At 73.3% G+C, this 23,503-nt stretch carries 19 protein-coding genes; 11 read left to right on the forward strand and 8 right to left on the reverse strand.

What is annotated here, in order from left to right; all coding sequences use genetic code 11:
* Nucleotides 1-155: 155 nt before the first annotated feature.
* The 3 genes from V5O40_RS25130 to V5O40_RS25140 form a co-directional block, all read right to left on the reverse strand.
* The gene (locus V5O40_RS25130; protein WP_332907761.1) at nt 156-536 is read right to left on the reverse strand and encodes a hypothetical protein; all 381 of its coding nucleotides are present in this window, start codon (nt 534-536) and stop codon (nt 156-158) included.
* Between the two features lie 142 nt (nt 537-678).
* A complete protein-coding gene (locus V5O40_RS25135; RefSeq protein ID WP_332907762.1) occupies nt 679-1,629 on the reverse strand; it encodes a hypothetical protein in 951 nt (316 codons plus the stop codon).
* Nucleotides 1,630-1,639: 10 nt separating this feature from the next.
* Nucleotides 1,640-2,236, reverse strand: coding sequence for a hypothetical protein (locus V5O40_RS25140; RefSeq protein ID WP_332907763.1), 597 nt, complete (start codon nt 2,234-2,236; stop codon nt 1,640-1,642).
* Between the two features lie 296 nt (nt 2,237-2,532).
* Between V5O40_RS25140 and V5O40_RS25145 the strand changes: the two genes are divergently transcribed.
* The 7 genes from V5O40_RS25145 to V5O40_RS25175 all read left to right on the forward strand — a co-directional run bounded on the left by V5O40_RS25145 (nt 2,533) and on the right by V5O40_RS25175 (nt 11,521).
* Nucleotides 2,533-5,400, forward strand: a complete 2,868-nt coding sequence (locus V5O40_RS25145; protein ID WP_408631946.1) for a sensor histidine kinase — start codon at nt 2,533-2,535, stop codon at nt 5,398-5,400.
* Nucleotides 5,400-5,819: a roadblock/LC7 domain-containing protein gene (locus tag V5O40_RS25150; protein WP_269738017.1), complete on the forward strand. Its 420-nt coding sequence runs from the start codon at nt 5,400-5,402 to the stop codon at nt 5,817-5,819. The genes V5O40_RS25145 and V5O40_RS25150 overlap by 1 nt, the downstream gene beginning before the upstream one ends.
* Nucleotides 5,809-6,198, forward strand: a complete 390-nt coding sequence (locus V5O40_RS25155) for a DUF742 domain-containing protein (RefSeq protein WP_332907764.1) — start codon at nt 5,809-5,811, stop codon at nt 6,196-6,198. The genes V5O40_RS25150 and V5O40_RS25155 overlap by 11 nt, the downstream gene beginning before the upstream one ends.
* Entirely contained in the window at nt 6,179-6,781 is a 603-nt protein-coding gene (locus tag V5O40_RS25160) for a GTP-binding protein (protein ID WP_332907765.1), read from the forward strand. The genes V5O40_RS25155 and V5O40_RS25160 overlap by 20 nt, the downstream gene beginning before the upstream one ends.
* 106 nt (nt 6,782-6,887) lie before the next feature.
* Nucleotides 6,888-7,922, forward strand: coding sequence for a lactonase family protein (locus V5O40_RS25165; protein ID WP_332907766.1), 1,035 nt, complete (start codon nt 6,888-6,890; stop codon nt 7,920-7,922).
* Nucleotides 7,923-8,067: 145 nt separating this feature from the next.
* Nucleotides 8,068-9,831 (forward strand): substrate-binding domain-containing protein, encoded by a 1,764-nt coding sequence (locus tag V5O40_RS25170; RefSeq protein WP_269738013.1) that lies wholly within the window; start codon nt 8,068-8,070, stop codon nt 9,829-9,831.
* A gap of 205 nt (nt 9,832-10,036) precedes the next feature.
* Nucleotides 10,037-11,521: a sugar transferase gene (locus tag V5O40_RS25175; protein WP_332907767.1), complete on the forward strand. Its 1,485-nt coding sequence runs from the start codon at nt 10,037-10,039 to the stop codon at nt 11,519-11,521.
* A gap of 15 nt (nt 11,522-11,536) precedes the next feature.
* Here the strand turns inward: V5O40_RS25175 and V5O40_RS25180 are convergent, their stop codons facing one another.
* The gene (locus V5O40_RS25180; protein WP_332907768.1) at nt 11,537-12,661 is read right to left on the reverse strand and encodes a PP2C family protein-serine/threonine phosphatase; all 1,125 of its coding nucleotides are present in this window, start codon (nt 12,659-12,661) and stop codon (nt 11,537-11,539) included.
* A 92-nt stretch (nt 12,662-12,753) separates the two neighbouring features.
* Here V5O40_RS25180 and V5O40_RS25185 point away from each other — a divergent pair, with 92 nt between their 5' ends.
* Nucleotides 12,754-13,305 carry a MarR family winged helix-turn-helix transcriptional regulator gene (locus V5O40_RS25185; RefSeq protein WP_332907769.1) on the forward strand — a complete coding sequence of 184 codons (552 nt, stop codon included), beginning with the start codon at nt 12,754-12,756 and terminating at the stop codon, nt 13,303-13,305.
* Nucleotides 13,306-13,342: 37 nt separating this feature from the next.
* Here V5O40_RS25185 and V5O40_RS25190 read toward each other — a convergent pair whose 3' ends face one another.
* Nucleotides 13,343-15,022, reverse strand: a complete 1,680-nt coding sequence (locus V5O40_RS25190; RefSeq protein ID WP_332907770.1) for a PP2C family protein-serine/threonine phosphatase — start codon at nt 15,020-15,022, stop codon at nt 13,343-13,345.
* A 125-nt stretch (nt 15,023-15,147) separates the two neighbouring features.
* Nucleotides 15,148-16,407 (reverse strand): ROK family protein, encoded by a 1,260-nt coding sequence (locus V5O40_RS25195; protein WP_332907771.1) that lies wholly within the window; start codon nt 16,405-16,407, stop codon nt 15,148-15,150.
* A 49-nt stretch (nt 16,408-16,456) separates the two neighbouring features.
* Here V5O40_RS25195 and xylA point away from each other — a divergent pair, with 49 nt between their 5' ends.
* From xylA to V5O40_RS25210, 3 genes are all read left to right on the forward strand, one after another.
* Nucleotides 16,457-17,644: a xylose isomerase gene (xylA, locus tag V5O40_RS25200; RefSeq protein WP_332907772.1), complete on the forward strand. Its 1,188-nt coding sequence runs from the start codon at nt 16,457-16,459 to the stop codon at nt 17,642-17,644.
* A 10-nt stretch (nt 17,645-17,654) separates the two neighbouring features.
* A complete protein-coding gene (gene xylB, locus V5O40_RS25205; protein ID WP_332907773.1) occupies nt 17,655-19,112 on the forward strand; it encodes a xylulokinase in 1,458 nt (485 codons plus the stop codon).
* Between the two features lie 132 nt (nt 19,113-19,244).
* Nucleotides 19,245-20,690: an MFS transporter gene (locus tag V5O40_RS25210; RefSeq protein WP_332907774.1), complete on the forward strand. Its 1,446-nt coding sequence runs from the start codon at nt 19,245-19,247 to the stop codon at nt 20,688-20,690.
* Between the two features lie 26 nt (nt 20,691-20,716).
* Here V5O40_RS25210 and V5O40_RS25215 read toward each other — a convergent pair whose 3' ends face one another.
* Complete coding sequence (locus V5O40_RS25215; protein ID WP_332907776.1) at nt 20,717-22,360, reverse strand: glycoside hydrolase family 13 protein; 1,644 nt, start codon at nt 22,358-22,360, stop codon at nt 20,717-20,719.
* 61 nt (nt 22,361-22,421) lie between these two features.
* Nucleotides 22,422-23,456: a LacI family DNA-binding transcriptional regulator gene (locus V5O40_RS25220; RefSeq protein WP_332907775.1), complete on the reverse strand. Its 1,035-nt coding sequence runs from the start codon at nt 23,454-23,456 to the stop codon at nt 22,422-22,424.
* Nucleotides 23,457-23,503: the final 47 nt, after the last annotated feature.

Consider the following 23,503-nt stretch of genomic DNA (forward strand, 5'->3'; position numbering starts at 1 on the left):
GGGTGGTCCCCGGGGCCCCGGGCCCCCCCCCCCCGGGGGGCCCCGGGGCCCCCTCGCGCCGCCCGCGCCACGGGCGCCGTCACCCGCCCGGCGGCGGTGCAACGCCGCAACCGGCTACCGCTGTCCGGGTGGGGGCGCACCGGGGCGCGGGCGGATCAGGGAACCGTCTTCTCGATCGCCGTGCGTCCGGTCTCGGCCAGTTCGCGCCGGGCCCGCTCGATGTTCTCGGCGGTGAGATCCTGCCCTCGGGCCATCACCAGATCCTCCGGCTCCCAGGGCTGCTCGGCGCCGGTGCGGATGTTGTCTCCGCCCGCGCCGGTACCGGTCCCCGTCGCGCCGGTGCCGGCGGCGTACGGGTCGGCGATGATGTCCTCGGTAGACCCGCCTTCGGGCCGGTCGTCCGGTTCGGCGAACGCCGGGTTGTCCCGGTCGGCGCCACCCCCGGTCATCAGCTGCGGCACGGTGCTGTCGTCGTCGACCGCCGAGGCCGCCTCGGGGCGCTCCTCCAGCGGTCGTTGCCGATCACGATCCGTCATCGCTGCTGCCCTCCTGTCCGCGGCGCTCTCCGACCCTGTTGGGCGTACCCGCCACACCGGTGGCCATGCCTGACGGTGGTACGCCGAGGGCGGGTGCCCCGGATCGGAGGCACCCGCCCTCGGGCGGTACGGCGGCGCGGAGTCAGCGGCCGAGCACCCGGTCCAGGAAGTCCCGGTACTCGCGCACGGCCACCCGCAACTGCTCGGTGTCGGACGAGCCGGCCTCCTGCCAGCCGCCGAGCTTGTTGCGGTGCTCGGCAAGGGCGGCGGACAGCGCCTCCATGGCCTCCTCCACCAGCGACTGCGCCTCACCCGCCGCCGCCCGGGGATCGTCCACGAAGCGCAGCTGGACGTCGCGCCAGCGGTCCCGGAAGCCCTGCGCCGTCGCGTCGTCGAACAGCGTCGCCGCGCCGGCCGGGACCGCCGCCCCGGAACCGGACGTGCCCTCGCCCGAGGTTTGGGTGTCGGGGTCGACCATCGTGGGGGCGGCACTTCCGTAGCCGGGGCCACCGGCCGCCGCCGTGTCGTCGACGTCCGTCACCGTCGTCCGTCGGTTGTCGTCGTCGGCCGCGTCCACGTCGTCGTCGGTGAGCCGGTCGTCCGCCGGGTCGTCGCCGACGGCCGAAGTGCGGTCGTCGACATCGGCCGCGGGAGCGTCGACCGGGTCGTTCCGGTCGACGTCGTCGCCCGTACCGCCGAACTCCGCCGTCGGGTCCGCCCGCCGTCCCTCCCGGTCCCCGTCGACAGCGCCGTCACCAGGCCGGGCGGTGTCCTCCTCGCGCGGGTCGCGCTCGTCCTCGGGGCGCGGGCTGGCCAGCGCGGACGCGGCGACCGCGCCACCGACCGTGGTCGCGCCGAAGGCGGTCGGCACCGGGCCCGGCTCGTGGAACTCGGTGCGCTCGCCGTCGGAGCCGGGACGGCCGTCCCAGGGGCGGCCGCGGTCGGCCTCCGACCGCTCCCGGTCCGTCGGCTCGTCGACGGTGTCGACCTCGTCGCCCGCCTCCCGGTCGTCCTCGGTGGTCGGCACCGCCACCGGGGCGGAGCGTACGGCCTCCGGGTGGTCGTTGTTGAGCTGCTGCTCTTCCTGCCGCATGGTGATCTCCTCAGCGGTTGGTGGCGTCGTGGGCGGCATCGGGGTGGCGCTGTTCCGGCATCCCCGCAGCGACCGGCGACTCCTCGCCGAGCAGGTCGCTGAAGAGGGCGCGATAGTGGACGACGGCCTGGCGGAGATCCTCCGTGCTGGCCTCGCCCCGGGAGTTGCGCAGGTGGATCTCGTGCGCGTCGCGGTAGTGGCCCAGCGTCCGCGCGTGCTCGACGGAGAGATGGGCGATCTGGTCGTCGAACTCACCGGTGGGGTAGCCGCGTTCGGCGATCAGCTGGCTGACCAGTTCGTCGGCCTGCCCGACGGTTTCGGCGGGAGCGTCGACGAAACGTACCTGAAGCTCCTCCCACGCCTCGGCGTACCGGGCACGGGACTCGGGGGTGAGCGGGACCAGTTCGAGCTCGGCGTGCCGGCGTTCCCGGTCCCGCAGCTCGCGCTCGGCGGCGCTGCGGCTGTCCTGCTCGGCGACGACGTGATCGTACTCGGGGCCGAACCGTTGCCGGAGCGCCCGGCGGCGGCCGGCCACGACGACGGCGGCGGCGATGGCGGCGACCACCAGGATGACGAGGACGGTGACGACTATCTGCGTGGGCGACATGGCTCCTCCTTCGCCTGCAGGTATTCCCGCCACGCACTGATCGCCAATCCCGTTCCGGAGCACTTTCCTGACCCGACCCGGTCGGCGCGGGCGCGGAACCCGACAAGGGGTTCGTCGTCGGGACGTTCGGCAACGTACCGGTAGTCTTGACGGACGGTAGTGCGACCGGCGCGGATTACGTATCCTGCCCAAGGCGCCCGAGCCGGCGTCCCGGCGGGACGACCGGGATGCGCCCGGTGACGGCGCTGCCCGGCTGCGCCGGAGCCCTTCCAGCCACCCTTCCGGGCGAGGTCCGATTGAACACCCGCGACTGGCCGATCCGCTCGAAGCTGACCGCGTTGGTCGTCGTGCCGGTGACAGCGCTGCTGGCACTGTGGATTTTCGCGACCACGCTCACCTTCGGGCCGGCGCTCGACCTGCTCGCCGCCCGTACCCTGCTGTACGACCTCGGCCGGCCGGGTGAGACCGTGGTGGCCGAGCTGCAACGGGAACGACGACTCTCCGTGGTGCACCTGGCCTCGCCACGCACCGAGTGTGGACAGCCCCCGGCCGACTGCGTGCTGCCGGCCCTGGTGGCACAGCGGGGTCGCACCGACGCGGCGATCGCCGAGTTGCGTCGCCGGGTCGGCGGGGACCAGCTGCGCGACGCCGCCGGAGAGCTGCTCGAAGCCCGGCTCGAACGGCTCATCGGCGAGTTGGACGCGTTGCCGGCCGGCCGCGGCTTCATCGATCGTCGGGACCTCGACCGCGCCGGCGCGGTCGGGCTCTACAGCGGAATGATCTCCTCCGCCTTCCACACCTTCACCGCCCTGGCCAACCTCCCGGACCACGACCTCAACCGCGAGGCGTTGGCGCTGACCGGCCTCGGCCGTTCGCGGGAACTGCTGGCCCAGACCGACGCGCTGCTGGCCGGGGTGCTGACCTCGGGCAGGTTCGCCGAGGGCGAGCACACCCTGCTCGTGCAGGGCATCGGAAATCAGCGGTTCCTGGCCGAGACCGCGGTGGCCGACCTGCCCGAGGCGGACCGGGCCGCGTACCAGCGGCTGACCGAGCAGGAGGCGTTCGGCCGGCTCCGGGAGATGCAGGACGACGTCGTCGCCGCCGACCCGTCGGACCGGCTCAGGCTCGACCCGCGGGCGTGGCAGACCAGCTACGACACGGTGCAGCAGTCGCTGCGGGACTTCGAACTGACCCAGGCGGACGGCCTGGCCGACCGGTCGGTGCCGATGGCGGTACGGACGCTGGTGCGGCTGGCCGCCGCCGGACTGCTCGGCCTGATCGCCGTCGTGCTCTCGCTGGTGGTGGCGGTCCGGGTCGGCCGCTCTGTCGCCCAGCGGCTGACCCGGGTACGCGGCACGCTCGCCGACGCCGAGCGGCGCCTGCCGGAGGTGGTGGACCGGCTGCGCAACGGTGAGCAGGTCGACCTGGCTCGGGAGGCCTCGGTGGCCGACCGGGGCGCCGACGAGATCGGCCAGGTCGCGCAGGCGTTCACCGAGGTGCACAAGGTCGCCATCCGGTCGGCCATGGTCGAGGTGAGCCTGCGGCGTGGTCTCAACGACGTCTTCCTGAACATCGCGCGACGCAGTCAGGGGCTGGTGCACCGGCAGATCGCGCTGCTCGACCGGCTGGAACGCGACGCGGAGGACCCCGACCACCTGGCCGAACTGTTCCGCGTCGACCACCTCGCCACCCGGCTGCGTCGACACGCGGAGGATCTGGTCATCCTCGCCGGCGCCACGCCGGGCCGGGGCTGGCGCAACCCGGTCGCCATGGTGGACCTCATCCGGGGGGCGATCTCCGAGGTCGAGTCGTACGACCGGGTCGACATCACCACGGTGCAGCCCGCCGGCACGGTCGGCCGGGTGGTGGGGGACATCATCCACCTGCTCGCCGAGTTGATCGAGAACGCCACCGCGTTCTCCCCACCCGACTCCCGGGTCGAGATCTCCGGTGAGCACGTGGCGCACGGCTACGCCCTCTCCGTCACCGACGAGGGTCTCGGCATGAGCGAGGCGGCCATCGACGAGGCGAACCGGAAGCTGGCCCGGTCGCCGGAGTTCGATCCCAGCGAGACCGCCCGCCTCGGTCTGTTCGTGGTGGCGCGACTGGCCGCCCGGCACGACGTCCGGGTCCGGTTGCGGCGATCGAAGGGCACCGGCCTCACCGCCGTGGTGCTCATCCCGACCGGACTGATCACGGAGGAACCGTCGCCGTTGCCCGACCCGGAGGCGCTGGCGGGCGACGACAAGGGTGCCACGCCGGAGCAGCGGAGGCTGGCCCGGGCGACCCGGCTGACCACGGTGCCCCGTCCCCGAACCCGCGCCGTCCCGCGCGACACGACGGCACCCGCCGGTGGTCCGGCCGAAGGCGACCCGGTCGGCGAGACGACCCTCCGGACCCAGGGCGGCAGCTCGACGGTCGGGCCGGCGGAGGCCGACGGCCTGCCCCGCCGGATCCGCCGCCGCGCCGCCGCATCGCCCAGCGGCGAGCCGGCGGGCTCGCCGGCACCGCCGACCACTGATGCCGGTAACGGCGTCCCGTCCACCGTCGAGGTGGCCCCCGTCGTCCGGGTCGGGCCGGAACCGCAGCCCGCACCGGCGCGGCCGGCCGGCGCCGAACCACCCGAGGCCGGTGCCGACGCGCCGGTTGGACCGGCTCCCGGGCACCGGGACGTGCCCGGTGCCGACCCGGTGCTGGACGAGCCCACCGTGCAACTGCCGGCGATGACCGCACGGCCCGCACGGACGGCCGCGATCGACGGCCCGACCGTCCGACAACCGGTGGTCGCCTCCCGGACCCTGGCCCGGCCGCACCGCGATCCGGCGCCGCGCAGCCCGGAGGAGGCACGTCGGGTCATGTCGGCGTTGCAGGCGGGCACCGCGCGGGGGCGGCTGGCCGCCACCCGAACCCCCGGCCGTGATCCGGGCGGACCGGTCCCCGGCAGCGGGACCGACCAGACCGAGCCGTCCCCGGCGCAGCCGAACCACCAGCCCGGTGCGGCTGCCGCCGACCCGACCGACCGGGCCGGTTCCGCCGTGCCGGCTCCCGACCCGGCCGGAACGGACCCGGCGGGTCAAGACCGCAGCACCGCGCCGCCCGGCGCGTTGCCGGCCACCGAATCGGCGCCGGCGAATCGCCCGACCGTGACTGAGAGGGACGCCTGATGCAGTCGACGAGGCAGAACGCAGATCTCGACTGGTTGCTGGACGATCTGCTGGAGCGGGTGCCGACCGCGCGGCAGGCCGTGGTGCTGTCGGCCGACGGACTCCTGCTGGGCGCCTCCGCGGGCCTGGGCACCGCCGATGCCGAGCACCTCTGTGCGCTGGCGTCCGGCCTGTCCAGCCTGGCCCGGGGCGCGAGCCGGCACCTCACCGGTGGACCGGTCCGGCAGACCGTCGTGGAGATGGAGTCCGCGTACCTCTTCGTCACCGCGGCGGGCCAGGGCGCGTGCCTGGCGGTCGCCAGCGACGCCGACGCGGACATCGGCCTGGTGGCGTACGAGATGGCGATGCTGGTGACCCGGGTGGGTGAGAACCTGGGGGCGCCGGCCCGGGCGGCTGCGGGTACCACCGATGCGGACTGACCTGTCCGGGCACCGACATGAGTGGCTCGACGACGACGCCGGGCCGGTGGTGCGGCCGTACACCCTGACCGGCGGGCGGGCCCGTCCCAGCACGGACGGGCTCGATCTGGTCGCGTACGTGTTGGCGAAGCCGGATCCGGACCTCGCGGCCTACCCGGAGCTGCATCCGGAGCACCGGCTGCTGGTGGAGCTGGCCGGCCGCGGTACCCCGGTCGTGGAACTCGCCGCGGACCTCGACCTGGCGATCGGCGTGGTCCGGGTGCTGCTCGGTGATCTGCTGTCCCGCGGACTGGTCGCCGTGCACCAGCCACCGCGCGCCACGTACCTACCCGACAACGACATCCTCAAGGCGGTGGTCGATGGACTCCGTGCGTTATGACGGCGAGCGGCGGGGCAACCGGGTTCCCATCGCGCTGAAGATCCTCATCGCCGGCGGCTTCGGCGCCGGCAAGACGACGCTGGTGAGCGCGTTGAGTGAGGTCCGGCCGTTGCAGACCGAGGAGATCCTGACGGACGCCGGCACCGACACCGACGACCTCTCCGGGGTGGAGACCAAGACGACCACCACGGTGGCGATGGACTTCGGCCGGATCACCATCAACGACGACCTCCAGCTCTACCTCTTCGGAACGCCGGGACAGGACCGGTTCTGGTTCCTCTGGGACGAACTGGCCTTCGGGGCGCTCGGCGCGGTGGTGCTCGCCGACACCCGACGGCTGGCCGACTGTTTCCCCTCGATCGACTACTTCGAGCAGCGGGGCATCCCGTTCGTGGTGGGGGTGAACTGCTTCGACGACGCCCGGCGGTTCAGCCTGGAGGCCGTGCGCCGGGCCCTGGATCTGGACCCGGACGTGCCGATGGTGCTCTGCGACGCCCGCGATCGACAGTCCGGCAAGACCGTGCTGATCTCCCTGGTCGAGCATGTCGCCCGGCATCGGGGCGAGCCGGTACCGACGGCCTGAGCCGACCGGCGGCGCGCCCGGGTGGCGGCGCACAGGTCTAATCCGCCGGTGTCGGGGGAAGGCTGCGTAGGTGGATTCGACGGAAACGAGCGGAGGGCGGCAACCGGTGGCAGGTCGAGGCGAGATCGTTCACATCGGCGGGTACACCGCGCCCAGCGGTGGGCGCGGCACCGGCATCGTCGCCGCCCGGCGGGAGCCGCGTACGGGCGAGCTGACGTCGCTGGGCACCGTCGCGGTCACCGACTCGCCCTCCTTCCTCGCCCGCCACCCGACCCGACCCGTGCTGTACGCGGTGAACGAACTGCCCGACGGCCGGATCAGCGCGTGGCGGGTCGGGACCGACGGTGAGCTGTCCCCGATCGGTTCGTGGCCCACCGGCGGAGCGGAACCGTGCCACCTGGCGGTCGCGCCCGACGGTGCCCACCTGTTCGTGGCCAACTACGGCGGCGGCAGCGTGACGGTCTTCCCGCTCGACGCCGACGGCGTGCCGGGCGAGCGCACCGATGTGGTGGCGCACCAGGGACACGGTGCCGATCCCGAACGCCAGGAGCGGGCGCACGCTCACATGGTCTCGCCGGGGACGGGTGGGTCGCCGTTGCTGGCGGTCGATCTGGGCACCGACTCGATCTACCGGTACGACCTGGACAGCGCCACCGGACGACTGGTGCCACGCGCGCCCCGGGTGCGAACCGCGCCCGGGGTGGGGCCCCGGCACCTGGCCCGGCACCCCGACGGACGGCGCTGCTACGTCTCAGGGGAGCTGGACGGTTCGGTGCTGGCCTACGAGCTGCTGGACGGGGCGCTGCACCACCGGGGCCGGGTCGACGCCAGCGACCGGGGCGGGCACGTCCAGCCGTCCGAGATCGGCATCGGTCCGGATGGCCGCTTCCTCTACGTCGCGAACCGGGGTGTCGGCACCGTGACGGTCTTCGCCCTCGGTGCGGAGCTGCCGGAACTCGTGGCGGAGGTGGAGACCGGCGGCGAGTGGCCCCGTCACTTCGCCCTGATCGGTGAACACCTGTACGTCGCCGACGAACGGGCGGACATGGTGCGCACCTTCCGGGTGGAACCGGCCACCGGGGTGCCGGTGGCGGTCGGCGAGCCGCTACCGATTGCGAGCCCTACTTGCGTTCTGCCCTGATCGTGTGGCTCGGACATAGATACATCCACATTGCGCCGCTGACTCATCACTCAAAGTAACCGAATCGCGGTGAACTGTTTCTCCTCTGTAACTTTCGTCCGAACGGCCATGGCAGTACAACGGTCGGATACGCAAGATGGTCTGCGTGTCAGCAGGCCGCCATCGCATGCGTTCAAGTATTCACGGTGCCGCCGCCGCAGCAGCGGTCGGCGTACTCGTCGTCACCGCTGGCGGGTGGGTCGGCTATCGCCAACTCGCCGGCCAGGACTGCTCCGGCAAGATCGAGCTGTCCGTCGCGGTGGCCAGCGAGCTCGCCCCGGCGGTCGACCAGGCAGCCACCGAGTGGGAGGAGAAGGGCGCCGCGGTCGATGGAACGTGCATCGACGTGACGGTCGCCGCCTCCGACCCGGTGGAGGTGGCCGCCGTGGTGTCCGCCAAACACGGCGCGATCCTGGCCGGCGTTGGGCAGGCCAGTGGCACCGCGGTGAGCCCGGACGTCTGGATCCCGGATTCCTCGACCTGGCTGCTGCGACTCAAGACCGGCGGCGCGGCGGCCTTCGAGCCCGGCAACGGCTCCTCCATCGCGAGCAGCCCGGTGGTGGTCGCCATGCCGGAACCGATCGCCACCCGGCTGGGCTGGCCGCAGCAGGAACTCGGCTGGACCGACCTGCTGACGCGCCTCAACAGTGATCGGCCGCTGAAGACCGGCATCGTCGAGCCGACCCGCGACGCCGCCGGACTGTCCGGCCTGCTGTCGATGATGACCGCCGCGGCGTCGACCGGCGGCGAGACCGCCGAGCAGGAGCGCGTCGGCGCGCTGCGGGCGTTGGCCGCCGGCGCCTCGGCCCTGCGCCAGGACCTGCTCGCCAAGTTCCCGACGGCCAGCGACGCCACCACGCTGGCCAGCGCCCTCGGTGCGGCGGCGCTGTCCGAGGAGGACGTCATCCAGTACAACGCCCGGAAGCCTCCGGTGCCGTTGGCGGCGCTCTACCTGAAGCCGGCGCCACTGCCGCTCGACTACCCGTACGCGGTGCTGCCCGGGATCGAGCCGGCCAAGGCGTCCGCCGCCGGGGTGCTGTTCGAGGCGCTGACCACGACGTCGTTCAAGGACAAGCTGGCCGCGCAGTCGCTGCGGGCGCCGGACGGCAACTGGGGCACCGGTTTCAACGCGCCGCAGGGCGCGCCGAGCCCGGCCGGTGGCGACGCTTCCGTCGCGCCTCCGGCCCAGGGCGGCGTCGCCGCCGGTGGGCTGGCCCCGGACGCGGTCGAGCGGGCGGTCTCCAGCTGGTCCATCGCCACCCTGTCCGGTCGGATGCTCTGCATCATCGACGTCTCCGGCTCGATGAAGAACGAGGTGCCGACCGCCAACGGGGCGACCCGGCAGCAGGTCACCACGGAGGCGGCCCGGCGCGGGCTGAACCTGTTCGACGACTCGTGGTCCATCGGCCTGTGGGTCTTCTCGACGAACCTGGTGGGCTCGCGGGACTACCAGGAGTTGGTGCCGATCGCGCCGCTGTCACGGCAGCGCAGCGAGTTGGAGCGCGGCCTGGACCGGGTCGCCTCGTCAAGCGGCGACACCGGCCTGTACGACACGCTGCTGGCCGCGTACAAGGACGTCCAGGCGAACTGGGAACCGGGCAAGGTCAACTCGATCGTGCTGTTCACCGACGGCAAGAACGAGGACGCCGACGGCATCTCGCAGAAGGCCCTGCTGGCCGAGCTGAAGCGGATCAAGGATCCGGAGCAGCCGATCCAGGTGATCATCATCGGCATCGGCACCGAGGTCAGCAAGTCGGAGCTGGACACCATCGCGAAGAGCGCCGGTGGCGGTGCGTTCGTCGCCACGGATCCCACCAAGATCGGTGACATCTTCCTCCGGGCGATCGCGCTGCGGAAGGCACCCGCCTGACCTGAGACGCCCCGAAAGGGGCCGGTGGTACCGGTTTCGCCGGTACCACCGGCCCCTTTCTCGTTGTCCTACGCCTTGGAAACTGACGGCAATACGTCGGAAGCAATTGGTAGTCATGGTTGTCAGGGCAGGATGTCGTCGTGCATCGGCAGACCCGACCGTCCCGGTCGGGCCCGTGCCGTCGGCGAGCGAAGTGGGAGGGCTGGTGACCTCGGCTACGCTGTTGACCCCGGTCAGATCGTCATCGCGACCCAACGACGTCCCGGCACCGGGGCGACCGGTGCGTACCGACCAGCGGGCGTACGTCCGGACGCTTGTCGTGCTGGACACCGCCGTGCTGGCGGTGGCGGTGCTGGTCGGCTACGCCGTCCGGTTCGGTGAGGCCGCACCCCGTGGCCCGGTGCCGTACGTCCTGGTCGCCCCGGCGCTCGTGCTGGCCTGGCTGGTCTCGCTGAAGGCCCTGCGCTGCTACGACGACCGGGTGGTGGGCTACGGTGCGGACGAGTACCGGCGGGTGAGCATGGCGAGTCTGCGGCTGGCCGGTGCCACCGCGATCGCGGGCTACGTCGCCGACGTCGGAGTGTCTCGGGGCTTCCTGGCCATCACCTTCGCGGTCGGCACGATCGGTCTGGAGGTGGCCCGGTTCGCCGCCCGTAAGCGCCTGCACCGCGCCCGGTCACAGGGGTCGGGCTGGTCGCGGCGGGTGCTGGTGGTCGGTGACACCGCCCACGTGCTGGAACTGGTGCACACCCTGCGCCGCGAGCCGTACGCCGGCTACCAGGTCGTCGGTGCCTGCATCCCGGACGCCCTGCTCGCCCCGGTCGCCCAGCGGCTCGGCGACGTGCCGGTGGTCGGTTCGTTCCGGGCCATCCCGGAGGCCGCCGCCGCGATCGGCGCGGACACGGTCGCCGTCACCGCCTGCGGGGAGCTGACCGCGACCCGGCTGCGTCGGCTCGGTTGGCAACTGGAGGGCACCGGGATCGACCTGGTGCTGGCTCCGGCGCTGACCGACGTGGCCGGCCCGCGCATCCACACCCGGCCCGTCGCCGGCCTGCCGCTGATCCACGTGGAGGCCCCCGAGTTCCGCGGCGTCCGAAAACTGGTCAAGGGGTTCGTCGACCGGTCGATGTCGCTTGTCGCCCTGACCCTGCTGCTGCCCCTGCTGGCGGTCATCGCGTTGGCGGTGAAACTGGACAGCCGAGGCCCGGTGCTGTTCCGCCAGATCCGGGTCGGGCAGGGCGGCCAGGAGTTCGGGGTCTTCAAGTTCCGCACCATGGTGGTCAACGCAGACGTGCTGCTGGCGGAGCTGGCCGCCCGCAACGAAACCGACGGCCTGCTGTTCAAGATGCGGGACGACCCCCGGGTGACCCGGGTCGGCCGGCTGTTGCGCAAGTGGTCGCTGGACGAGCTGCCGCAACTGGTGAACGTCCTGCTGGGGCAGATGAGCCTGGTCGGTCCCCGACCGCCGCTGCCCTCCGAGGTCGCCCGCTACGACGGCGACGTCGCCCGTCGGCTGCTGGTCAAGCCGGGGATGACCGGGCTCTGGCAGGTCAGCGGCCGCTCCGATCTGAGCTGGGAGGACGGCATCCGGCTCGACCTCTACTACGTGGAGAACTGGTCGCTCGCCGCCGACCTGACGATTCTGTGGAAGACCGTCGGCGCGGTGGTCAACAGCCGCGGCGCGTACTGACCCGGCGGGCGGGTCTCACGGCTGCGGACCGAGCCAGTCCAGGCAGACCACGACGGCGTCGTCGGTGAGATCACCGGCGACGAAGGCCCGTAGGTCGCCGAGCAGGGAGCGGACGGCGTCCAGCGCCGCCATCGGTGTGGTCCGGCGCAACATCCGGTCCAGCGCGGTCTGGCCGTACCGCTCGGCGCTCCCGGTCGCCTCGATCACCCCGTCACTGATCATGAACAGTCGGTCGCCGCGCTGGAGCTGGACGAACTGCTCGCGGTAGTTGGTCCCCTCGAACATGCCGAGCGGGAACTGCTCCTCCAACGGCTGGATGCTGACCTCGCCGTCCCGGAGCAGGACGAGCCGGGGCGAGCCGGCGTCGACGGCGGTGAGCCGCCCGGTGCGCAGATCCAGTTCGAGCAGCAGGGTCGCGACGTACTGCTCACCCCGGTGCAGGTCGTAGATCGCCTGATCGGCGAGGGCGGCCTGGTCGGCCAGGGGAATGCCGGCCCGGCGGGCGTTGCGCAACGCACAGGTGGCGAGGGTGGTGAGCATGGACGCGGCGACCCCCTCACCCATTCCGTTGATGGTGGCCAGCCAGACCCGCTCCCCGTCGTCGGACCAGTCGAAGCTGTCGCCACGCACCGCGTACGCCGGCTCCAGCTGACCGGCCAGGCTGAAGGAGGGACGCAGCCGGCTACGCCCCGGCAGCAGTTCCCACTGCACCTCGGCGGCGAGGGTGAGGCGGCGACTGCGCCGGGCCACCCGGTACACGTCCGTGCCGGCGTCGACGGCGGCCAGCTCGTGGGCCAGCGCGGTGGCGACCTCCGCCAGCTCGGCAAGTCGGGCGTCGGTGACCGGCGTGACCCGGAGCACACCCCGCCGTTCCCCCCGCATGCTCACCGGCAGGTACCCGACGCCGTCCGCGTGGGTCGGGCTCTGGTGGTCGAAGCAGCGCCACGCCGGGTGCCCGGGCGTGGTCACCGGTTCCCCACCGCCCAGTGGCAGCAACGCCGCCAGCCGGTAGTCGACCTGGAGGAGATCGGTGTCGGTGATTCCGTACTCCCGCTCGAACAGCTCCCCGACGCGCGTCACGAGGAGGTCCACGGGAGCGGCGGTGATGGCCGCGCGGCCCTTGTCGACCGGTTCGGTCATGGTCCCTCCTTGATCACAAGCCCAACCGCCGACGGAATCGGGGTACGCTCAGGCGCACCATGGCGGAACTGCATGGTCCACCGGGACCCGAGATGAGTATGGCTGCCGAGCTGGATGCCGCGGCAGGAGCCCTGCTGACGGTCTGGGACGGTGCGCGGGAGCGGACGGCCAACCGCATCTCCACCGCCCAGCTCCGCGCCGTCATGCTCGTCGAACGGCATGACGGGATAAACCTGCGGCGCCTCGCCGCCGGTCTGGACATGCTGCTCTCCTCCGCCAGCCGACTGTGTGACCGCCTGGTCGCCGCGGGGATGCTGGAGCGGGAGCCGGGCCGCGCCGATCGGCGGGAGATCTCGCTGCATCTGACCGCCGAGGCCCGCCGGCTGCTGGTCGAGCTGCGTGAAGACCGTCGCAAGCATCTGGCGGCGATCCTGGCCGACATGACTCCCGACGCCCGGGAGGCGCTGCTGCGCGGGCTGCGTGCCTTCGACGAGGCCGCCCGCGCACGGGTCGTCCGGCCGGTGTCGCCGTTGGTGCCGCAGCCCGAGGAGCCACGTGCGGAACAGTCGGGAGGCCGGGACGCCGTCGAGGCGGCACCGCTTGGCTGGGCAGCGGGGGACGCCTCGGTCTTCCGGACGGCCTGACCGGGCCGGCTACCGTCGGTGCTGCCGCCCGGCCGGATCAGTCTGCGGCGGGACCGATCGCCAGCATCGCGATGTCGTCGTGGCGGTGCCCGGCACACCATGTGTCGATCTCCCGGAGCACGCGGTCGACGAGCGTCGCCGGGGGCAGCCCGGCACCGGCCGCCAGCGTCCGGCGTAGCCGCTGCTCGCCGAAGATCTCCGCGCCGTGCGGGCCGCCCCGGGCGTCGGCGACCCCGTCGGTGCGGGTGAAGAGCAGCTCGCCGGGGCCCAGCCGAAGGTCGGCGGCGGCGAACCGGGCACCGGGCAACGCGCCGACCGGCATGCCGCCCACCCGGAGTGCGGCCACTGTTCCGTCGGAACGCACCACGAGGGGTGCCGGATGCCCACCACCGGCGACCCGCAACCGCAGTTCGCCCTCGGGTCCGACCCGCAGGGCGCCCAGCAGCAGGGTGGTGAACTGCCCGCGCCGGCGCGTGTCCGGCAGGTCGAGCAGTGCCCGGTCGAGCAGCCGGAGCAGTTCCCGCGGTTGCCGTTCGACCAGCCGTAGGGTCTGCAGGGACTGGCGTACCCGGCCGGTGAGCACGGCCGCACCCACGCCCTTGCCGCAGACGTCACCGACGGCGAACAGCGCACCGTCGTCGGTCGGCAGCACGTCGTAGAAGTCGCCACCGATGCGCAGTCCGTCGCCGGCCGCGCGGTAGCCCCCGGCCAGACGCACTCCGGCCACCGTGGGCAGGCGCGGCGGCAGCAGGCTGTGCTGGAGGACCCGGGCGAGGTGGCTCTGTTCGTCGTGCAGCTGCGCGGTGGCCAGCGCGGCGCCGGCCCGGGCGGCGAACTCCCGGACCAGCTCGACGTCGCGGCGGTCGAAGCCGGCCCGCCCGGCTCGGCGGAGCAGCACCAGGGCGCCGGCCGTCCGGCCGGCGCCGGGGATCGGGCTGACCAGCAGGGTCGCGGGTGGGTCGAGGTCCGCCGGAAGCAACTGGTCGATTCCCGCCCGGGCGATGGCCGGCCAGGGCCGCGGATCGGCGGGTTCGCCGTCGAGGGCCTCGACGAGTCCGGGTACGGCGGTGACCACGTCCCAGCCGACCGTTCCGCTGGCCGGCGTGCTGTGGTCAGCGGTCTGCCGGATCCAGTGCGGCCGGTGTTCGGTCGGCGTCGGTGGCAGGTGCACGACCAGAGCCAGGTCGGCCAGGTAGGGCACGGGCAGGGCGGCCACCGCGCGCAGCGCCTGGTCACCCTCGAGCGCCAGGCCGAGCTGACGGCCGGCGTCGGCCAGGAACCGGGTACGCCGACGTTCGGCGAGCAGCTCCGCCGCGCGGGCCTGCTCCTCGGTGACATCTCGCACGTACCAGGCGGACCGGTTGCCACCAAGCGTGCGGCGGAACCCTCGTAACCGCCGGCCGAGGTGTTCGGCATCGAAGTCGTCGGCACCGGTGGCGGCTGCGGCCGCCAGGGCCGCGAGCGGACAACCGGTCAGGTCGGTGCCGACGACCACCTCCGGCAGCAACTCGCCGGCCACCGCGTTCACCAGCACGACCAGCCCGGCGTCGTCGGTGGTCAGCACCGCCTCGCCGAGGCCGTCGAGCAGCTCACGGGCGAGATCGGCGTCCACGGGAGAGGTGTGGTGCGGCGCCTCGGCGGCGGTGCGCTCCGACCGGTCCCCGCCGGTCCGCTCGCCGGCCGCACCGGCGAAGGCGCCAGGTCGGGTGCTGGTCATCGGCGGACACCCGGCGGCGGGCCCTGTCGACCAGTACGCATGCCGGGGTGCACTCCTCGGGGGTCACGGTTGGTTGCCTGGAAACAAGCGTACCGAGCGACTACCGAGGCATCCGGCCGAGCGCGTCAGAGCCGGGCCAACCAGCCGCCGGGGCGAGCGATGATCCGGCGTACCACCGAACCGGCCGCTCCCACCGCGGCGGCGGTGGCGCCCAGGGTGGCCGGCCGGACGGTGACCGGCGACCATGCCGCGGTGAGCACCCGGCGTTCGATCTCGGCGAGTACGGGCGGCCGGAGCCAGCCGGTGAGCGGGGCGTAGCCGCCGCCGAGCACCACCGTGTCGAGGTCCAGCAGGTTGACCACGCTCGCCACGGTGACCCCGATCGCCGTACCGGCCTCGGTCAGGGCGCGCAGCACGGCGGGATGCTCGGCTGTGGCGAGCTGGGTCAGCCGGGTCGAGGCCCGGTCGGCGGGCAGATCCGCACCGGCCAGGCCGGCGGCGGACAGGATCGCCTCCTGCCCGGCGTAGAGCTCCAGACAGCCGCGGCCGCCGCAGCGGCAGGGTGGGCCGTCCGGGCGGACCGGGATGTGCCCGATCTCGCCGCTCCAACCGCGGGTGCCCCGGAACAGCGCGCCGTCGAGGACGATGCCCGCACCGATGCCGACCTCGCCGGAGATGTGCAGGAAGCTGCCCGGCGCGGCACCGGCATGCAGCTCGCCCAGCGCGGCGAGGTTGGCCTCGTTGTCCACCACCAGGGGCGGCACCCCGTCGACCCGTTCGGTCAGTGGGGGATGGTCGGCCAGCAGTTCCGGCACCGGCACGTCCCGCCAGCCCAGGTTCGGCGCGAGGCGGACCCGCCCGGCGTCGTCGACCAGACCGGGTACCCCCAGGGCGGCACCGGCCAGGGTCAGACCCTGGGCCTCGGCGTCGACGCGGGCCCGGCCTGCCAGCTCGGCGAGCTGGCCGAGAGCTTCGGCCGGCGACACGGGTCGCAGGTCGGCCCGGTGCACCGTGTGGTGCCGGACCTGCCCGGAGAGGTCGACGACGCACGCGGCGAGGTAGTCGACGTTGATCTCCAGGCCGAGACCGGCGGGACCGTCGCCGGCCAGCATCAGGCCGCGCGCCGGACGACCGGCGCCGGCCCGCGGCGTCGGACCCGCCTCGGTGACGAGGCGGCCGGCGACGAGGTCCTCCACCACGGCCGACACGGTGGCCCGGGTGAGACCGGTGTCGGCGGCCAGCGCCGCCCGAGACGGGGGGCGACGGGCGGCGGCGATGCGGCCGAGCACGAGGGCGAGATTCAGCTCACGCAGGCTGCCCTGCCGCACCGCGCCGGCGGGGGCTGCGGGTGAGGTCACCCCTTGACACTGCCACACCGCGGTCATTTAATTCAACCACTGAACAAATAGCGGATGACACCACCGGAGGTCTGCCATGGCACCCCGTCCCACTCCTGCCGACAAGTTCTCCTTCGGGCTCTGGACGGTCGGCTGGCAGGGCCGCGACCCGTTCGGCCACGCCACCCGAGACGCCTTGGATCCGGTGGAGTCGGTGCACCGGCTCGCCGAGCTGGGCGCGTACGGCGTCACCTTCCACGACGACGACCTGGTGCCGTTCGGCGCGGACGCCGCCACCCGCGACGCCCAGATCGCCCGCTTCCGCAAGGCGCTCGACGAGACCGGCCTGGTGGTACCGATGGTCACCACCGACCTGTTCCAGCAGCCGGTCTTCAAGGACGGTGGCTTCACCAGCAACGACCGCGACGTCCGGCGGTACGCGTTGCGCAAGGTGCTGCGCAACGTCGATCTCGCCGCCGAGCTGGGCGCGAAGACCTTCGTCATGTGGGGCGGTCGGGAAGGCGGCGAGTACGACGTCGCCAAGGACGTCCAGGCCGCGCTGGAGCGCTACCGCGAGGCGGTGGACCTGCTCTGCCAGTACGTCATCGACCGCGGCTACGACCTGCGTTTCGCGCTGGAGCCGAAGCCGAACGAGCCGCGCGGTGACATCCTGCTGCCCACCGTCGGGCACGCCCTGGCGTTCATCTCCACCCTCGCCCACCCGGAGCGGGTCGGCCTGAACCCGGAGGTCGGCCACGAGCAGATGGCCGGGCTGAACTTCGTCCACGGCATCGCCCAGGCGCTCTGGCAGGGCAAGCTGTTCCACATCGACCTCAACGGTCAGCGCGGCGTCAAGTACGACCAGGACCTGGTCTTCGGTCACGGCGACCTGCTCAACGCGTTCGCCCTGGTCGACCTGCTGGAGCACGGCGGCACGGCCGGCGGCCCCGGCTACGACGGCCCCCGCCACTTCGACTACAAGCCCTCGCGCACCGAGGACGTCGACGGGGTCTGGGCCTCTGCCGCCGCGAACATGAGCACCTACCTGCTGCTCAAGGAGCGCGCCGCGGCGTTCCGGGCCGACCCGGAGGTGGCCGAGGCGCTGGCCGCGAGCAAGGTCGCCGAACTGGGCGTGCCGACCCTCGGCGAGGGTGAGGGCTACACCGAGCTGCTCGCCGACACCACCGCGTTCGAGGAGTTCGACGTCGACGCGGTGGCCGCCAAGGGCTTCGGTTTCGTCCGGTTGAACCAGCTCGCCGTCGAGCACCTGCTCGGCGCGCGCTGAGGCGGTCGGCATGCCGCTCGTCGCCGGGGTGGACTCCTCCACCCAGTCCTGCAAGGTGGTCGTCCGGGACGCGGAGACCGGTGCCCTGGTCCGGCAGGGCCGGGCACCGCACCCGGACGGCACCGAGGTCGACCCGTCGGCCTGGTGGTCGGCCCTCCGGACCGCGATCGACGCCGCCGGCGGGCTGGCCGACGTCGCCGCGGTCTCCGTGGCCGGCCAACAGCACGGCATGGTCTGTCTCGACGAGGCCGGCGAGGTGATCCGGCCGGCGCTGCTGTGGAACGACACCCGGTCGGCCGGTGCGGCGTCCGAGCTGATCCAGGAGGCGGGCGAAGGGCTGGCCGGCCGCCGGTTCTGGGCCGACGCGGTGGGCAGCGTGCCGGTGGCCAGCTTCACCGTCACCAAGTTGCGCTGGCTGGCCCGCAACGAGCCCGCGAACGCCGATCGGGTGGCGGCGGTCTGCCTGCCGCACGACTGGTTGACCTGGCGGCTGGCCGGTGCTTCCGGGCTGGACGCGCTGCGTACCGACCGCAGCGACGCCAGCGGCACCGGCTACTGGTCCCCGGCCACCGGCGAGTACCGGCCGGACCTGCTGGAGCGGGCGCTCGGCCGGACGGTGCGGGTGCCGACGGTGCTCGGTCCCGCCGAGACCGCCGGCCGGTTGGCTCCGGCGGTGCTGTCCGGTGCCGTTTCCGCCACCGACACGGGCGCGGCGCTGCTCGGGCCGGGCGCGGGCGACAACGCCGCGGCCGGCTTCGGCGTCGGTGCCCGCCCGGGCGACGTGGTGGTGTCGATCGGCACCTCCGGCACGGTGTTCAGCGTCGCGGACACCCCGGCGGCCGACCCGAGCGGAATCGTCGCCGGCTTCGCCGACGTGACCGGCCGGTTCCTGCCGCTGGTCTGCACGCTGAACGCGGCCCGGGTGCTGGACGCCGCCGCGGCGATGCTGCGGGTCGGTCTGGACGAGCTGGCCGACCTGGCGCTGTCCGCGCCGCCCGGCGCGGACGGGCTGGTGATGGTCCCGTACCTGGAGGGCGAGCGGACCCCGAACCGGCCGGACGCCACCGGTGCGGTGCACGGGCTGACCCTGCGCACCTCGACCCCGGCGCACCTGGCCCGGGCCGCCGTGGAGGGGATGCTCTGCGCCCTCGCCGACGGGCTCGACGCGCTCGCCGCCCACGGCGCGACCGTCCGCCGGGTGATCCTGGTCGGCGGCGGCGCCCGTTCGGCGGCGGTGCGGCGCATCGCGGCGCAGGTCTTCGGCTGCCCGGTGGTGGTCCCGCCGCCCGGTGAGTACGTCGCCGACGGTGCCGCCCGGCAGGCCGCGTGGTTGGCCCTGGGCACGGGGGAGCCGCCGTCCTGGACACCGTCCGGCACCGAGGAGTACGCCGGAGAACCGGTGCCCGGCATCCGGGAGCGCTACGCGCAGGCCCGGGAACGCCACCTGGACCGGTTGTCCCAGGGCTGACCACGCCCGGTCCCGGGTCGGGTGGCCCGCACGTGACGAGGAGCCACCCGATCCGGAACCGGGCACGATCTCGGCCGCGCCGCGAGGTGACCCGGTGATCGGCTCGTTATCCCGCCCTGGTTGGCTGCCCGCATGACCTCGACCACACGCGGACCCGCGCGGGTGTGGGGCAGCAGTGCGCCGCGCCGGCTCTACAGCGTCGTGGTCTTCGTGCTGCTCGCCTCGCTGGACAACGTGGCGATCGGTCTGGTGCCCCCGCTGTACGGCGCGATCGCCGATTCGTTCGAGGTGCCGCAACGGCTGCTCGGCCTGGTCACCGCGATCAGCTTCCTGATCAGCGCGGTGGCGGCGGTGGGTTGGGCGTACTTCGGCGACCGGACCGACCGCAAGCCGTTGCTGATGATCGGCACACTGCTCTGGGCGGCCGGAACGGGCGGCAGCGCACTGGCCGGGAACTACCCCACCTTCCTCGCCGCGCAACTGCTCGCCGCAGTGGGTCTGGGCGCGGTCGGTTCGGTCGGTTACTCGGTCGTCACCGATCTCATCACGCCTCGCCGTCGGGGCCTGGTGATGAGCTTCTGGGGGCTGTCCCAGGGGGTCGGCACGGTGGCCGGCGGCCTCGTCGGCGGGCTGCTCGGCGCGACCGACTGGCGTCGGCCGTTCCTGGTGCTCACCGTGGTCGGTCTGGTCGCCACGGCGGCCTATCTGTTCACGTACGACATCCGGCGCGGTCAGAGCGAGCCGGAGCTGGCTGCCGCGCTCGCCGCCGGTGGCGACTACGACTACCGGATCAGCCGGGCCGACCTGCCGGTCATCCTGGGCCGGCGGACCAACCGGTGGCTCATCCTCCAGGGCCTCACCGCGCAGGCCGCCTTCGGCTCGCTGGTCTGGCTGCCGGTGCTCTTCCGCGAGCGGGCCGAGGACCAGGGGTACACGACGGCGACCGCCATCGTGGTGGGCGCCGTCTTCGCCGCCCTGTTCCAGCTCGGTGGGGTGTTCTCCATCGTCGGCGGGCTGATCGGCGACGCGCTGCAACGGCGTACGCCCTCCGGCCGGGCGTTGGTCGCCTCGGTCGGCATCTTCGCGGCGCTCCCGTTCTACCTGGTGCTGTTCTTCGTGCCGATCCGCATCGACGTGCCCGACGGGGCCGGCACCGGCGCGGTCGTCGGTGCGGTGCTGGGCAGTGTGGTCAGCGAGCCGACGGTCGGGTTGAGTCTGCTCGCCGCGTTGCTGGCCCTGGCGCTCACCTCGGCGAACTCGCCGAACTGGTTCGCGCTGATCGCCGACGTCAACCCGCCGGAGAACCGGGGCACCGTCTACAGCCTCGGAAACCTGGTCAACGGGGTGGGGCGGGCGGCCGGCAACGGCCTGGTCGGGGTGGCGTTCCACGGGCTGCGGGTGGCCTTCCCGCCGCCGCTGAACTACGCCGTCGGGCTGGCCGCCTTCCAGCTCTTCTTCATCCCCACCGGGTTCATGTACTGGCTCGCCGCCCGCACCTCACCGCAGGACATCGCCGACGTGCGGCGGCTGCTGCACACCCGCGCCCGGAAGGATCCGGGTGCGGAACCGCCCGCATAGCGGCGGTGCCGCACCCGGACCTCCGGCTAGACCTCGACCCAGACGGTCACGTCGGTGGGTACCGAGCCGTCCTCGTTCAGCGGTGCGCTGCTGTGCACCACCTCGCCGCCGGGCTTCGCCACCGGGTCGGCCCCGAAGTTGGTGAACACCACCAGGTCACCGTTGCGGAAGGACAGCACCTCGTCGCCGGAGGAGAGCCACCGCAGGGTGCCCCGACCGAGTCCGTACGCGCGCCGCAGCCGCAACGCCTCCCGGTACAGCTCGTACGTCGAACCGGGCACCCCGCGCTGACGGTCCAGCGCGTACTCGGCCCAGACCGGCGGCTGCGGCAGCCAGCTCGCGTCGGTCGGCCCGAAGCCGTACGAGGGCGCGTCGGCCTCCCACGGGATCGGCACCCGGCACCCGTCGCGGCCCCGCTGGGTGTGCCCGCTGCGCTCCCAGGTCGGGTCCTGCCGCGCCGCGTCGGGCAGGGTGGTGTGCTCCGGCAACCCGAGCTCCTCGCCCTGGTAGAGGTAGGCCGAACCGGGCAGGGCCAGCATCAGCAGGGTGGCCGCCCGGGCCCGCCGCAACCCGGTGGCGGCGTCCGGCTGCTCGTCGCCGATCCCGATTCCGTTGGGGCGGGGCGTACCGACCGGCAGGCCGAGCCGGGACGCGTGGCGTACCACGTCGTGGTTGGAGAGCACCCAGGTGGTGGGCGCGCCGACCGAATCGGTGGCCTCCAGCGATCGGGTGATCACCGCGTACTGGGCGGGCGCCGTCCACGCGGCGAGCAGGTACTCGAAGTTGAACGCCTGGTGCATCTCGTCGGGGCGTACGTAGCGGACCAGCCGCTCCGCCGGCTCCACCCACGCCTCGGCCACCAGGATCCGTTCGCCGGGGTACCCGTCCAGCAGCCGCCGCCACTCACGGTAGACCTCGTGCACGCCGTCCTGGTCCCACATCGGCGGGCGGGGCTTGTCCGCCTCCTGCCCGGAGAGGATCTCCTGCGGTTCCTGCCAGTCGGCCAGGTCGGCCTGCTTGATCAGGCCGTGCGCCACGTCCACCCGGAAGCCGTCGACGCCACGGTCCAGCCAGAACCGCAGCACGTCCAGGAACTCGGCGCGGACCTCGGGATTGTCCCAGTTCAGGTCGGGCTGGGCGGTGTCGAACAGGTGCAGGTACCACTGGCCGTCGGGCACCCGGGTCCAGGCCGGGCCACCGAAGACGCTCTGCCAGTCGTTGGGCGGCTCGGCGCCGCCCGGCCCGCGGCCGTCGCGGAAGATGTACCGCTCCCGCTCGGCGCTGCCCGGACCGGCGGCCAGGGCGGCCTGGAACCAGGCGTGCGCCGAGGAGGTGTGATTGGGTACCAGGTCGACGATCACCCGCAACCCGCTGGCGTGGGCCTTCGCGATCAGGTCGTCGGCGTCGGCGAGTGTGCCGAACAGCGGCTCGACGTCCCGGTAGTCGGCCACGTCGTAGCCGGCGTCGGCCTGCGGGGACGGATAGAACGGGGAGAGCCAGACGGCGTCGACGCCCAACTGGGCCAGATGGTCGAGGCGGGCGGTGATCCCGGGCAGGTCGCCGATGCCGTCGCCACCCGAGTCGGCGAACGAGCGGGGATAGATCTGGTAGATCACCGCCTCCGTCCACCAGCCGGTCGCCGGGGTCTGCTGCGTCGCGTCGTGGTTCAGGGCGTACTCCCGTGGTCGAGCCGTCCGGCCCGGTTGGCCCCGACGGCGTGCTGGCTGTCGTTCAGTTTGCCCGGGCGGGCGCGGTCGAATCACGTACGACCAGCCGAGTGTCCAGGATCACCGACGCATCGGGTTTGCTCACGTCGGCGTCGAGGGCCCGCCCGCAGAGCGGGTCGAGCAGCAGTTGCGCGGCCAACCGGCCCTGCTCCGCCGCCGGTTGGGCGATGGTGCTCAACCCGAGCACCCCGGAGAGGGCGTGGTCGTCGATGCCGATCACGCTGACGTCCTGGGGCACCCGCAGACCGGCGTCACGCAGCGCGGTCAGCGCACCCATCGCCATCTCGTCGCAGGCGGCGAAGATGGCCGTCGGTGGGTCGCCCCGGCGGAGCAGTTCCTCGGTGGCCCGGGTGCCGCCGGCGATGTCGAAACTCGACTCCACGTCGAGGCTCGGGTCCGGCTGCAACCCGGCCGCGCGCAACGCCTCCTGATGCCCCCGGCGCCGGTCGAGATGGGCGCTGAAGGCGAGTTCGTCGTCGGGATCACCGGAGATGTGCGCGATCCGGCGGTGCCCCAGATCCAGCAGGTGCCGGGTGGCGGTCCGCGCCGCCGCCACGTCGTCGATCCGCACGCAGGGCCAGCCCGGCACGGTGGTACCGGAGCTGATGGTGACGCCGGGCAGGTCGAGCGCGGCCAGGGCGGTCACGTCGGTGGCCCGCAGCGGGGTGGCGACCAGCATGATCGCGTCCACCCGCTTGTGCAGGTGGGTGGCGTGCAGGACGCGCTGCCGGTTCTGCTCCCGCCCACCCAGGTTGTGCAGCAGCAGGTCGTATCCGGCCCGGTGGAAGAAATCCTCGGCCGCCTCGACGACCACCCCGAAGAACCACCGGGTGATCCGGGGAACCACCACCGCGACGGTGCCGGTCCGGCCACCCGCCAGCCGTGAGGCGCTCGGCGACACGGCGTACTGCAACTGCTCGGCGGCGGCGAGCACCCGGCTGCGGGTCGCCGCCGACACCGTCGGCAGCCCGCGTAACGCGCGGGAGACGGTGGCCGGGGAGACGCCGGCCAGCCGGGCGACATCGTCGATCTTCGTCACGTGACACCCTGTTCACGGCCCGCGTGGTGGGGCCCCGGGCGGGGCGG

The sequence above is a fragment of the Micromonospora palythoicola genome (assembly GCF_036689795.1).
In the GTDB taxonomy this organism is placed as follows: Bacteria; Actinomycetota; Actinomycetes; order Mycobacteriales; family Micromonosporaceae; genus Micromonospora; species Micromonospora palythoicola.

What these genes read in the sequence shown, in the direction of transcription:
- V5O40_RS25130 (WP_332907761.1), bottom strand. Translation starts at nt 536, where the DNA reads ATGACGGATCGTGATCGGCAACGACCGCTGGAGGAGCGCCCCGAGGCG.
- V5O40_RS25155 (WP_332907764.1), top strand. Translation starts at nt 5,809, where the DNA reads ATGCGGACTGACCTGTCCGGGCACCGACATGAGTGGCTCGACGACGAC.
- V5O40_RS25180 (WP_332907768.1), bottom strand. Translation starts at nt 12,661, where the DNA reads ATGACCGAACCGGTCGACAAGGGCCGCGCGGCCATCACCGCCGCTCCC.
- V5O40_RS25150 (WP_269738017.1), top strand. Translation starts at nt 5,400, where the DNA reads ATGCAGTCGACGAGGCAGAACGCAGATCTCGACTGGTTGCTGGACGAT.
- V5O40_RS25135 (WP_332907762.1), bottom strand. Translation starts at nt 1,629, where the DNA reads ATGCGGCAGGAAGAGCAGCAGCTCAACAACGACCACCCGGAGGCCGTA.
- V5O40_RS25185 (WP_332907769.1), top strand. Translation starts at nt 12,754, where the DNA reads ATGAGTATGGCTGCCGAGCTGGATGCCGCGGCAGGAGCCCTGCTGACG.
- V5O40_RS25140 (WP_332907763.1), bottom strand. Translation starts at nt 2,236, where the DNA reads ATGTCGCCCACGCAGATAGTCGTCACCGTCCTCGTCATCCTGGTGGTC.
- xylA (WP_332907772.1), top strand. Translation starts at nt 16,457, where the DNA reads ATGGCACCCCGTCCCACTCCTGCCGACAAGTTCTCCTTCGGGCTCTGG.
- V5O40_RS25190 (WP_332907770.1), bottom strand. Translation starts at nt 15,022, where the DNA reads ATGACCAGCACCCGACCTGGCGCCTTCGCCGGTGCGGCCGGCGAGCGG.
- xylB (WP_332907773.1), top strand. Translation starts at nt 17,655, where the DNA reads ATGCCGCTCGTCGCCGGGGTGGACTCCTCCACCCAGTCCTGCAAGGTG.
- V5O40_RS25195 (WP_332907771.1), bottom strand. Translation starts at nt 16,407, where the DNA reads ATGACCGCGGTGTGGCAGTGTCAAGGGGTGACCTCACCCGCAGCCCCC.
- V5O40_RS25160 (WP_332907765.1), top strand. Translation starts at nt 6,179, where the DNA reads ATGGACTCCGTGCGTTATGACGGCGAGCGGCGGGGCAACCGGGTTCCC.
- V5O40_RS25210 (WP_332907774.1), top strand. Translation starts at nt 19,245, where the DNA reads ATGACCTCGACCACACGCGGACCCGCGCGGGTGTGGGGCAGCAGTGCG.